The sequence below is a fragment of the Algoriphagus zhangzhouensis genome, from assembly GCF_900148515.1.
Lineage (GTDB): Bacteria > Bacteroidota > Bacteroidia > Cytophagales > Cyclobacteriaceae > Algoriphagus > Algoriphagus zhangzhouensis.
Genome location: NZ_FRXN01000004.1, coordinates 1 through 12,566, shown reverse-complemented (window position 1 = coordinate 12,566; position 12,566 = coordinate 1). Strand labels below are relative to the sequence as shown.

At 38.8% G+C, this 12,566-nt stretch carries 11 protein-coding genes; 10 read left to right on the top strand and 1 reads right to left on the bottom strand.

Annotation, left to right across the window (positions count from 1 at the left end; genetic code table 11):
* Positions 1-7 precede the first annotated feature (7 nt).
* From mreC to rodA, 4 genes are read left to right on the top strand one after another with little or no spacing between them, the layout of a single operon-like run.
* Positions 8-844 carry a rod shape-determining protein MreC gene (gene mreC / locus BUF13_RS14195; protein WP_073572494.1) on the top strand — a complete coding sequence of 279 codons (837 nt, stop codon included), beginning with the start codon at positions 8-10 and terminating at the stop codon, positions 842-844.
* A complete protein-coding gene (locus BUF13_RS14190) occupies positions 834-1,355 on the top strand; it encodes a rod shape-determining protein MreD (protein ID WP_073572493.1) in 522 nt (173 codons plus the stop codon). The genes mreC and BUF13_RS14190 overlap by 11 nt, the downstream gene beginning before the upstream one ends.
* Positions 1,355-3,157, top strand: a complete 1,803-nt coding sequence (mrdA, locus tag BUF13_RS14185) for a penicillin-binding protein 2 (RefSeq protein ID WP_073572492.1) — start codon at positions 1,355-1,357, stop codon at positions 3,155-3,157. Before BUF13_RS14190 ends, mrdA begins: the two co-directional genes overlap by 1 nt.
* The gene (rodA, locus tag BUF13_RS14180) at positions 3,157-4,434 is read left to right on the top strand and encodes a rod shape-determining protein RodA (protein ID WP_073572491.1); all 1,278 of its coding nucleotides are present in this window, start codon (positions 3,157-3,159) and stop codon (positions 4,432-4,434) included. The genes mrdA and rodA overlap by 1 nt, the downstream gene beginning before the upstream one ends.
* Positions 4,435-4,787: 353 nt before the next feature.
* Here rodA and BUF13_RS14175 read toward each other — a convergent pair whose 3' ends face one another.
* A complete protein-coding gene (locus BUF13_RS14175) occupies positions 4,788-5,888 on the bottom strand; it encodes a hypothetical protein (protein WP_073572490.1) in 1,101 nt (366 codons plus the stop codon).
* 9 nt (positions 5,889-5,897) lie between these two features.
* Between BUF13_RS14175 and BUF13_RS14170 the strand changes: the two genes are divergently transcribed.
* From BUF13_RS14170 to BUF13_RS20665, 6 genes are all read left to right on the top strand, one after another.
* Positions 5,898-6,248, top strand: coding sequence for a 2Fe-2S iron-sulfur cluster-binding protein (locus BUF13_RS14170; protein WP_317129069.1), 351 nt, complete (start codon positions 5,898-5,900; stop codon positions 6,246-6,248).
* A gap of 1 nt (position 6,249) precedes the next feature.
* Complete coding sequence (locus tag BUF13_RS14165; protein ID WP_073572489.1) at positions 6,250-6,834, top strand: thymidine kinase; 585 nt, start codon at positions 6,250-6,252, stop codon at positions 6,832-6,834.
* A 98-nt stretch (positions 6,835-6,932) separates the two neighbouring features.
* The gene (gene recO / locus BUF13_RS14160; protein ID WP_073572488.1) at positions 6,933-7,622 is read left to right on the top strand and encodes a DNA repair protein RecO; all 690 of its coding nucleotides are present in this window, start codon (positions 6,933-6,935) and stop codon (positions 7,620-7,622) included.
* A gap of 202 nt (positions 7,623-7,824) precedes the next feature.
* A complete protein-coding gene (gene rho / locus BUF13_RS14155; protein ID WP_073572487.1) occupies positions 7,825-9,600 on the top strand; it encodes a transcription termination factor Rho in 1,776 nt (591 codons plus the stop codon).
* Positions 9,601-9,755: 155 nt separating this feature from the next.
* Positions 9,756-11,021: a hypothetical protein gene (locus BUF13_RS14150; protein WP_134204506.1), complete on the top strand. Its 1,266-nt coding sequence runs from the start codon at positions 9,756-9,758 to the stop codon at positions 11,019-11,021.
* A gap of 331 nt (positions 11,022-11,352) precedes the next feature.
* Positions 11,353-12,566 (top strand): glycine-rich domain-containing protein (locus BUF13_RS20665; RefSeq protein ID WP_483188897.1); only part of this gene is annotated, 1,214 nt, incomplete at its 3' end.

The following is a 12,566-nucleotide window of genomic DNA, read 5'->3' as shown; positions in this document are numbered from 1 at the left end:
ACCCTGAATGCTACGCATCCTTCAATTCCTTTATAGTCTAAGGTCTTTTCTTCTTTTTATTTTGCTTGAATTGGTAGCAATCTGGATGATTGTCGCCAATAATTCTCCTCAGGGTGCTGCTTTCTTCAATTCATCCACCGCAGTGACCGGGTCGATACTTCAAACCCAGTCAGATGTTGTGGACTTTTTCTCATTAGCAGAAGCCAATGAGAAGCTGATTGAACAAAATGCAGCCTTAATGGAAGCGCTTACTAATTTGAATCCCCCATCTGACTCAGTCACATTTGATTTAGATTCAGCTTTTGAAGCCACTTTTAAATTCAAGAGTGCAAGAGTTATAAGCCAAACACTGCGCTTTTCTCAAAATCATTTGACGCTCAACAAAGGGAGTAAAGATGGTGTGGAAGTAGGTATGGGTGTATTTAACCAAGACGGTGTAGTAGGCAGAATCAAAACAGTTTCCGAAAACTATTCGGTAGCCATTTCCTTATTGAATACAGGCATGTTGGTTTCTTCCAAAATCAAGACTTCTGATGTCTTTGGTTCAATCAACTGGGATGGCAAACTCGCCAACGAGGCTAAAATGCTTTACATCCCCCGACATGTGAAAGCGCAATCAGGAGATACAGTGGTAACCTCTGGCTTTAGTTCTATTTTCCCTGAGGGAATTCCCATTGGGGTTATTAAAGCTGTAGGTCCAGGCGAAAACCAAAACCATCTGGATATCACCGTGACATTAAGCTCAGATTTCAGCAGCATTAATTATGTCTATTTGGTAGAGAATACACAACTGCCAGAAATAGATTCACTTCAACAAGAAGCGGAGGTAATCAATGAATATTAGAGTTATCATATCCTTCTTACTGATGGCATTTGTACTGATTTTGGTTCAAATCCTACTGTTGAAAAACTTGGCATTGTTCGGAGTAGCACTTTGCTTTATCTATCTCTTGATAATTTTATCTATCCCAGTTACTATTTCACATATCCCATTGATTTTGATCAGCTTTGGAATAGGCTTTACTGTGGATATCTTTTACGATTCATTAGGAATTCATACTGCAGCAGCGACTTTGATTGGATTTATTAGACCCTATTGGTTAAAAATCATAAGCCCTACAGGAGGATATGTGGACAGTACAGACCCAGATTTGAAAGAAATGGGAATCGGCTGGTACTTCACCTATGCCATGCCTCTGATTTTCATATTTTCATTGGCCTTTTTCCTTATAGATCAATGGGGAACCGCTGGTCTATTTGGCGTCCTGAACAAAAGCTTTTTTTCCTCGATTTTAACCTTCGTTTTGGCTATACTTGTACAGTTACTGTTCTTTAAACGCAAGAGGGGGATTTAATGAACGATCAAAGACCGGTTGTTGTCATCATTTTAATTTTATTGGTAGGTTTAGTTCTTCTGACCAAGCTATTTTCTATCCAAGTATTGGATGATAGCTTCATGAAGAGAGCCGAAAGAAATGCTATTCAACGAGTAGTAGATCATCCTTACAGAGGATTGATCTATGATCGTAATGGGAAACTTTTGGTTTATAACAATCCAATTTTCGACCTGATGGTCGTACCGAAAGAATTCCATGTAGAGGATACTGCCCGTTTTTTAAACTTGTTTGGAATCACCAAGGAGCATTTGATTGAAAAATACACAGCTGCAAAAAAATACTCCTCTGTAAAACCTTCTCCATTGATTAAGCAAATTTCCACTACGGATTTTGCCAAAATGCAGGACTTTTTGATTGATTACCCAGGTCTTTTCATCATGACTAGGTCCGTAAGATCCTATCCTGAGCCAATTGCAGCTCATGCTTTAGGATACATCGGTGAAATAAATGCCCGTCAACTGGAAAGAGATTCCGCTCACTACTATTCTCAAGGAGATTATGTTGGTCTGAGTGGAATGGAACGATTCTACGAAGACGATCTACGAGGTGAAAAGGGAGTAAAATACAAAATGGTAAATGTTCGAGGAATCGACAAAGGACCATTTAAGGACGGAGAATATGATACGGCCTCAGTTGCTGGTATTAATCTTACTTCCACGATCGATAGAGAGCTTCAATTGTACGGAGAGTTCTTAATGCAAGGAAAAACCGGATCCGTTGTAGCTATCGAGCCTAAGTCGGGAGAAATCTTGGCTATGATCTCTGCTCCTTTTTATGATCCGAATGACTTGACAGGATCTGAGTTTGGAAAAACATATACCCAATTGAACAAAGACCCTCAAAAGCCTTTATTCAATAGACCGATCATGGCGATGTATCCTCCTGGATCCATTTTTAAAATAGTGCAAAGTTTAATTGGACTTCAGGATGGAATTTTAACTCCTGAAACCACTTTTGCCTGTAATAAATCTTTGGTAGCATGCCATAATCACCCTTCTCCTGTCAATTTATTTGGAGCGATTAGAAACTCATGTAACCCTTATTATCATCAGGCATTCAGAAAGATGATCAACAGGGAAGTTTCAAGCAATACCTTTAAAGACACTGAAATCGGCCTGAATGATTGGAGAGATAAAGTTTTAAAATTTGGTCTTGGAAGCAGATTGGGGATTGATATTGTTGGGGAAAAAGGAGGAGATGTGCCTTCAAGTCGATTATATGACAAATTTTATGGAGAAGGTCGCTGGAAATATTCCACTATCTACTCCCTATCCATTGGTCAAGGGGAATTGCAAGTTACTCCCGTTCAGATGGCTAACTTGGCAGCAATCTTTGCCAATAAAGGTTATTACTACACACCTCACCTAATCAAATCTGTAGACGGAGACCCAAGTCAGATTCCAGCACAATACCGAGTAAAAAATGAGGTTGGAGTTGATGCTCATCATTTTGACATGGTTCAGGACGCTATGGCTGAAGCACTCTATGGGACTGCCGCGAGAGCAATTATCAAAGATTTGGTGATAGCTGGAAAAACAGGAACTGCACAAAATCCACATGGAGAAGATCACTCCGTATTTGTGGCTTTCGCGCCAAAAGATGATCCAAAAATCGCAATTGCGGTCTATGTAGAAAATGCTGGCTGGGGTGGACGTGCTGCAGCAAGTACCGCTTCTTTGATGATTGAAAAATACATCAAGGGTGATATCACCCGTCCAGAACTTCAAGATTACGTATTAGCCGGCAACTTTATTTATTAATGAGGGGTTCAACAGATGTACAAATAAGCCGAGTAGATTGGCTAGTCGTTGTCATATATTTTGCATTGGTCTTTATAGGCTGGTTCAATATATATGCTGCAGTCTACGACAGCCAAGCACCTCAAAGCATGTTTGATATGTCCATCAATTCAGGCCAACAATTGGTGCGAATTGGTATTTCGGTAGTCCTGATCATTTTGATCATGGTTGCAGATTATAGATTTTTTGAAAATCTCTCCCTCTACATCTACATGCTATTTATCCTGATATTGATTGCTACTCCTTTTATAGGAAAGGAAGTCAATGGACAGGTACTTTCAATAGGTATAGGCTCATTAAGAATCCAGCCAGGGGAATTTGCAAAATTGGCAACTGCCTTAGCACTCGCAAAGGTCATGGAAAGACCCACTTTCGACATGACAAAAACCAATGATCAATTAAAGGCATTTGGTATCCTTTTCCTACCGGTTGCACTGATTCTACTTCAACCGGATACAGGAACAGCCATGGTATATTTTTCCATGTTCCTAATGTTTTACAGAGAAGGCTTCCCACAGAAATATTACATTCTTGGGATTGGATTTATTGCTCTTTCTCTCCTTTCCCTTGGAATAGAAAACAACCTCTATCTTGCAATTGGAATTATTGCCATCATGGTAATCCTTATCCTAATGGGTAAAAAGACTTGGCAAAGAATTGTAGCTTTTTCTCTGATTGGCTTGGGCATGATTGCATATAGCTACAGTATTGACTTTGTGGTATCCAAGCTCCCTGAGCACCAGCAAAACCGGATCATGGTACTTTTCAACCCTAATATTGATCCATTAGGCGTGGGATGGAATGTGACTCAATCCAAAATCGCCATTGGATCTGGTGGATTGATGGGCAAAGGATATTTGGAAGGTACACAAACCAAGTTTGATTTCGTGCCAGAACAACATACCGATTTTATTTTCTGTACTCTCGGGGAAGAATTTGGATGGACTGGAAGCTTGGTAGTCATTGGCCTATTTGTCACACTCCTGATTAGGCTCGTGATTATGGCAGAGAGACAAAAAAATAGATTCTCCCGGATTTATGGCTATTGCGTGATCTCGATTTTACTTTTTCACTTTATGATCAATATTGCCATGACCATAGGACTTTTCCCTGTGGTAGGAATCCCATTACCTTTCTTTAGTTATGGAGGTTCTTCCCTTTGGGCATTTACTATTTTACTTTTCATATTCGTCAAACTTGATTCTTCTAGATCCCAACAATTGGGAAGAATCAGCTAAAAAGGCATCTCCTCGCTCAATCCAGGTTATAGGACATTCATAGAGTTCTTGGAATTTCTATTGAAATCAATGCCACGAATAATCTAAAATAATTACGCCTTAAACCCTTATTGGGTTTCTCCGAGCTTCCCCTAAGGTTCCTACGACTTTTCTACCACTTCTACACGAAGAAAAGTCGTAGGAACCACGTAGGAAAGTCGTAGAAAGTATGTAGGAAGGATTTTAAAATGTATTCTTTAAATTCTTCTTTGGGAAGTAGATTTCATCTTAAAGTTGGCCTCATCACTTTCCAAAGATTTCGATAATCCTATTAGAATTGGCCTAAAAAATAAAAGCCTCCGAAGAGGCTTCCATTAATCTGCAAACTTGCGATATACGAGTTGTAAAAACTCCTGAACAGGTTCTGTATTGGGTTCCCAGTTCAACTCATTCACATATCGTTTATTGACTAAGTCAATTGATTCCTCAAATGACCGGCATTCATCGATTGACTTGAGAGCATGTCCTAGTAAATCAGCGTTGCCATCAAACAATTCTTTGGTAAACATAAATCGCTGGTTGATGGCCAAACTTTCAGAAAGTTCGCCAATCACCCCCTTCATTCCTCGATAAGTTTCCACGGAAAAACGTGCCCTGAGCTCTTGAGCATTGATTGGTCCATGGGAAAATGAGGATGAAGGAGGCAAATCAGCCACAACAGGTTCTGGTTTTAATTCTGGTTTAAATTCCTGCTTCGGAGGTTCTGGAGTTGGGCTTTCTGCTACAGAATCAAAAAATGATCCCTGGTCATTTGAAACAGGAGTTGGGTCGGAAGTTACAGTTGCCGTGGACTCATTTTCGATGTAAGCATCTAGATTAAAAGCTTTCACATCTCCCAAAGTAGCAATCAACAAATTGACAGATTCCAAATTATCAGTAATCGCTTGATAATTTGCCGCTATGGCTCTTTTATAGGCAGATTCATCATGCCCAAATCTAGCTTTGTCAATAAGGAAAGAAACTACCTTGTCATGCCATTTATAATACTTCTTATTCTCTTTCAGATATTCATTGATTTTTCCAGAAGGTGCATTGTCGATTTCCTTTTGGTAAAATAAAACTGGATCTGTAGCTACTTGAATGGCTTGAGATACTGCATAAGAAACCAAAGGCTCAAAACTGCCTCTTTCCACCTTGATTCTACGAGAAAGCACATTCATAAACTGAGTCAGAGCCTCATGAACACTAATGTCTCTGTAATCGAAGTAAGGGTTGCTATTCAGCTTGGTCAATTCTTCCTGCCACAATTCAAAAAGTCTCTTGATGATAAAAAAGTTAACTTGAATTGAGCTAGTTAACTGGATGATATCCTGACCAGTAATAAATTGTTTTCCGGAATAATATCGATCGCAAACTATACTGGCGAACTCTTCTGAATATTTTTCTAAATAATTGCTGTTAATTTGAACTGTCATTGCAAGGTGATGTTTACAAAAGTCAACGAACAAATGCCAAGAATAGTCATTGAAAACCTATTTAATCTTTCAATTAATTCTGAAGCATCACATCGTAAAGTTATCGAATTAATTCATGAAAACGGTATCGATTGGATGCATGCCTGTGGTAAAAAAGGAAGATGCACCTCCTGTAAGATTATAGTTCAAGAGGGTATGCAAAATCTCAGTGAGCCCAATGAGCGCGAACTTTTTTACAGAAATCAAAACCGTCTACAATCCAATGAACGCTTATCTTGCCAAGCGGTTTTAGAAAAAGGCGAGATAATAGTCAGAGTTGCAGAAATTAATAAATTTCCGCATATAGAATATAGCGAGTAAGATGTTTTTTGAACCATCCATAGAGCGACATAAAAACCCAGAAAGAAAAGGCCAAATCGAGGTGATTTGCGGATCTATGTTTTCCGGAAAAACAGAAGAATTAATCCGTAGATTGAATCGTGCAAAAATAGCGAGACAGAAGGTAGAGATCTTTAAGCCAAGTGTAGATAAAAGATATCACGAAGAAGATGTGGTATCTCATAACGAAACTTCTATCCGCTCCACTCCTGTCAATTTTGCTGATGATATTTTGCTATTAAGCGGGGATTGTGATGTAGTCGGAATCGATGAGGTTCAGTTTTTTGATGAGCAAATCGTATCTGTTGCCCAAAAACTGGCGAATAAAGGCAAAAGAGTAATCCTAGCTGGCTTAGATATGGACTTTGAAGGAATGCCTTTTGAGCCCATGCCCAAACTGATGGCTATCGCTGAATATGTAACGAAGGTTCATGCGATTTGCATGAAGTGTGGCGATTTGGCAGCCTTTTCCTTCAGACTTTCTGATTCCAAACAAAAAGTCATGCTTGGAGAAAAAGATGCATATGAAGCGCGCTGCAGAAAATGCTTTTACGAAGACAAAAAGTGATTTGCTAAAGTTGGGAAGTAGTTGAAAGTCGGGAAGTTGGTGGTTGGAGGTTGAATTTCTAATTTCTTATATCTTACTTCTAAAGACTATTCACTGATATGCTAAAGAAAACTGAAGGCATTGTTTTGAGTTCTATTCGATACAAAGATACCAGTATCATTGTTCGTATTTTTACCAGAGAACTTGGCTTGAAGTCCTATATAGTCAATGGAGTCAGAAGTCAGGGAGCCAAATCCAAAGCAGCTTTATATCAACCTATGACAATTTTGGACCTGGTGGTTTATGAAAAAGAAAAAGGAGGACTTCAGCGAATTTCAGAAGCCAAAATTGGTTTTCCGTACCAATTGATCCCGTTTGATTTTAGCAGATCAGGAATCACTATGTTTATGGCAGAAGTGGCTGGAAAATCCCTGTATGACAATTACCAAAATGAATGGCTTTTTGACTTCTTGAAAGAAAGTCTAATCCACTTGGATCAAAAAAGCACTGAGTTGAAGCATTTCCCCTTAGCCTTTTTAGTCCACAAAGCTCGATTTTTAGGGTTTGGGCCTGATCAACCTGAAGAGTTTTTCGAAGAAAGCCGCTCTCTCCCATTCACAGCTGAAGAAATTCCAATAATCAAAGAATATATAGAAAACCTCTTGTCAGATAGTTACAGTTGCAATTTTAGACCAGAAATCCACTTAAGAAGGCAGCTTTTGGATTATTTTTTGGATTTTTATCGGGAGCAACTTGACAGTGTAACTCCCTGGAAATCAATCGGCATTTTGCGACAATTAATGAATTAATAAAAAACCCATTAAATATTATTCAGCTAAGACTCAAAAATTTGCGAATTCGGCATGGATAACTTAATATTGTGGCATCACCGTGAATGAACAAACCATCCCACTTTGGTTTGAGTTTTTCCTGCAGACCTTTTTTGCTCAGAAAATCATCCACGATTCCTATTACGTATTTTACTCATAATACACATTTCATACCCTCTTTATGTACAACATAGAAGAACTCAGAATCAGGCTTTTATCTGAACTGAAGGAAATCGCTGAGGAATTGGGTGTCAAAAACCACAAATCTCTCAAAAAAGACGAACTAGTCTACGCGATCTTAGATCAGCAAGCCATCACCCCCGAGCAGGCCCTCCCAAAAAAGAAGCCATCCCTGGCAGAAAGTCAACAAGCTGAATCTCCAAAACCAATAGAGAAAAAAGCTGAAAAATCCACTCCAGAAGAAGAACCTGAGTACAAGCCTAAGTTCAAAAGGCAAAACGTGACTGAAGCACCTCAGGAAGAAAAAACTTCTAAAGAGCCTGAAAAAAAACCAAAACCTGCTCCTAAAGCAAAAAAGGAAGCAGTACCAACAAAATCAGAAGAGCCAGCTAAAAAGCAGGCACCTACAGAAAAACCTGCCGAAGAAGGCAAGACTTTTAGACCAAGAAGAAGAGTTTTTGAAGAGGTCAATGTTGATAAAGCTTCCGAAGAATCTACCCCTAAAGCTCAGGAAGAAAAGCCTACTAAAGTAGAAGCAAAACCTGAACAAGAAGTAGAATTACCAAGAAGAAAGAACTACAAGTCTCAGGATGAGGTCATGATCCCAGCTGCCGAAACTGTTCAAAGCAACCGAAAGAAAACCTATGTTAGCGCAAAGGAATTTGACGGAGTGATTGAAAACGAGGGAGTCTTGGAAATCATGCAGGAAGGTTATGGATTCCTTAGATCTCTAGATTATAATTATTTGGCTTCTCCAGATGATATCTATGTATCTCCAAGCCAAATCAAACTTTTCGGTCTGAAAACCGGAGATCACATCAAAGGATCTATCCGTCCTCCAAAAGAAGGTGAAAAGTATTTTGCCTTACTTAAAATCGAAACTGTCAATGGTAAGACAACAGACGAAATCAGAGATCGTGTACCATTTGAATATTTGACACCGCTTTTCCCAGAGGAAAGATTAAACTTAACTACTACTCCAGACAAAATGTCAACGAGGGTTGTAGATTTGTTTGCCCCTATAGGCAAAGGGCAGCGTGGTATGATCGTTGCTCAACCAAAAACTGGTAAGACGGTACTTCTTCAACAGATCGCTAATGCCATCACAAAAAACCATCCTGAAGTTCATTTGATGATCCTTTTGATCGATGAACGACCAGAGGAAGTTACTGACATGGCAAGATCTGTAAGAGCTGAAGTGATTTCATCCACATTTGATGAACAAGCAGACAGACATGTGAAAGTTGCCAATATCGTTTTGGAAAAAGCCAAAAGGATGGTTGAAGTAGGACACGACGTGGTGATTTTGCTTGACTCTATTACTCGTCTAGCAAGAGCTCACAACACAGTAGTACCAAGTTCAGGTAAAATCCTTTCTGGTGGTGTAGATGCAAATGCTCTACACAAACCAAAGAGATTCTTCGGTGCTGCAAGAAATGTGGAAAATGGGGGTTCTTTGACTATCATCGCTACTGCTTTGGTAGAAACTGGTTCCAAAATGGATGAAGTGATCTTTGAAGAATTCAAAGGTACTGGTAATATGGAACTTGCTTTGGACAGAAAACTGGCCAACAGAAGAATTTATCCATCTATCGACGTCTTGAGTTCTGGCACCAGAAGAGAAGACCTCCTAATGGACAAAGAAGAAATGCAAAGAGTGTGGATCTTAAGAAAATTGATGAGCGATATGACCTCTCAAGAATCTATGGAATTCCTACTTCAAAGAATGAAAGGTACTCGAGACAACGCCGAATTCTTAATAAGCATGAACGGGTAAAACCATATAAAATCACGCATAATTCAAAGCCTTTCCAATGGAGAGGCTTTTTTTGTATCTGGTAACATGATTTTTGTCAATAAAACCATCAACAAACTAAATTCTTATAAGAATTAATTACATTTGGGAACCAATCACCCTAAAAGTAAAAATATTTGAGTAAGTCATTTCTAAGGATCATCGGATCACTGATGATTCTAATGGTTATGGCGGATATTTCCACATTTGCACAATGCAGTGAATGCGGAAGTCCACGTACCTATTCAGGCCCTAGTACTGTATCCACCACTTCTGGCTATTGGAGTGGATCAGGAGCATTTTCTCAAGGGGAAATCGCAAAGTTTTCCACTGGAAACAGCTATACTTTTTCGGTAAACAACTCATTTAATTTAGGAGGAATCATATTAACAGGAGGCTCAACCTTGAATATGGATAAATCAAGTCAAGGAAATACTGCAGCTTTTACTATCACCAATGGATGTATAGTGGTTGGCGCTGGATCAACTTTAAATCTGATTTATTTCAATGAAATGAGTAACGTGTCTGTCTGTATAGAAGATGGAGGAACTGTTAATTTTGATTCGCGAACTCAATCAGGTGATCGTGATATTTTTGGTTTTGAAGGAGTCACTATCAACTTGCAAGGCCCAAATGCCACCCTAAACTTTGGGGCAGCAGATATTGAAGTCGATCCAACCAATGGAATCCTTATCGAGGGTTGGACTGGTTCGGAATTGTGCGATGGTCTTACAGCACCAACCTCTGGAACATCTGGTAATATTACATGGACCAGTGAAACTATAGATATTTGTGACATAATAAATGCCAGAGTTCTTCCAATTGAACTTTTAGAATTTAAGGGAATCTTTCAATCATCAAATCGATCCAGCTTATTAGAATGGACAACAGCTAAGGAATGGGAAAACTCTCATTTCGAAATTGAAAGATCCTTGAATGACGTTTCAAATTGGGAAACTATTGGAATTGTAAAAGGGCAAGGATATTCAGATCAACCTCTTTCCTACTCCTATACCGATTACAATTTACCTTTGGCTTCTGGTGTGGCTTATTACAGAATCAAGCAAGTTGATTTTAGCGGAGAAAACACATCAAGTTTTACCATATCAATTCAGTATTCCAAAAAATCAGGAACAAACCCTTGGGTACTATACCCTAATCCTTCTAATTCCAACCAATCAATTCACTTAGAATTAAAAGATTTAGAAACGTGGAATGGAGAACCTATTTACCTTAAGATTAGCAATTCCAGAGGTATTGGTGAGACTCAAATTTTACAAAATCCGTCAGAGGTTTCTTTCTATATCACTCAATTTTTTAGTAATTATGGTGCAGGAATGTACTTTATGGATTTAGTTTGGAAAGACAATAGTCAAACGATTAAGATTTTACGCAACCATTAATTTTTTGATTTTCTAAGATTGCATTCCAGAATAAAGAGAATTCTTAAAGTATTTTTTTAATTATCAGAATATTATATAGATTTATTGCCTTTTATTACAATTTAATTGCACAATATTTGGATTAAATCAAAAATAATGAATTATAAATAACAATTATTGCTTTTCATAAGCCTTACGCAATCATCTTATTGCGCTTAAAAAGTTTTTAAATCCTGAAAATCAAGTCAATACTAAGAAAAGTGGCTAAATAAATTATGGATTTAAGAATTATAATGGTAATTTTGAAATGCATTTTTAATGGTTTAAAATTCATTTTTGAAAATAGAGATAGATGGGAAAACAGCTACTTAAAATCATACTATTTATATGTCTGATTTTTGTCAGTTGGAATTCCATTGCCCAAACTCAAACAATCACTTCTCCTGGTTCAGGAACATTTGTGGTTCCAGACAAAATCACAACCATTTCAGTCCAAGTCTGGGGTGCTGGAGGGGCAGGAGGCACAAATAGCGGAGGAGGAGGAGGAGCTGGAGCTTATTCTCAAATGACTTTTACTTCTCTCCCTTCAAATTTTTCTTATTCTATTGGACAAGGAGGTACTTCAACAACAAGAAATGGTGGCAACACCTGGTTTTCATCAGCCACCACCCTAATGGCAGTAGGAGGAATTGGAGGAGGCAACAACAATGGAAACGGAGGAGCTGGAGGACTTGCCTCAGCAGGCTACGGTACAACTAAAACGAGTGGTGGAAATGGAGCAAATCGCTCAGGAAGTGTTGGCGGTAATGGAGGCAACTCGCCAAATGGTGGAAATGGTGGCAATGGTGGGATCAGTGGAAACTCTGGCATTGCTGGCACTAACCCTGGAGGAGGAGGTGGTGGTTCTGGTAATTCCAATAATACTGTACCTTTAGGCGGTAACGGCCAAATAATTATCACATGGTCCTGTTCAAACACTTTAACTTCTGCCTCTGGTACAGACAGCCAAACTTTATGTGTTAATAATCCAATAACAAATATTACATATGAAATTGCAGGGGCAACTGGAGCAACCTTTTCAGGCTTGCCAGCTGGTATTTCAGGAAATTATTCTAGTGGAAATGTTACTATTAGTGGGTCTCCATCAGTTTCTGGTACTTTTAATTATACAATTACACCTACAGGCAGTTGTACAAGTAATGTTATTAACGGTACAATTACTGTTACAGCAAATCAAACAGTTGGCGCAGCATCTTCATCCCCTACTGTTTGTATTGACAACTCTTTTACCAACATCACCCATTCAACCACAGATGCTACTGGTATTACCAATGATGGTGTAGATGGGGCGAATGGATTACCAACTGGGGTTTCGGCTACTTGGAGCGGTAATACAATTACAATCTCCGGTACTCCTTCGGTTTCTGGGACATTCAATTATTCAATTCCGGTTGAAGGATGTCTCTCTTCCGGTGTAAATGCAACTGGGACTATTACTGTTACTGCAAATCAAACAGTGGGTGCTGCATCTTCATCCCCTACTGTTTGTATTGACAACTCTTTTAC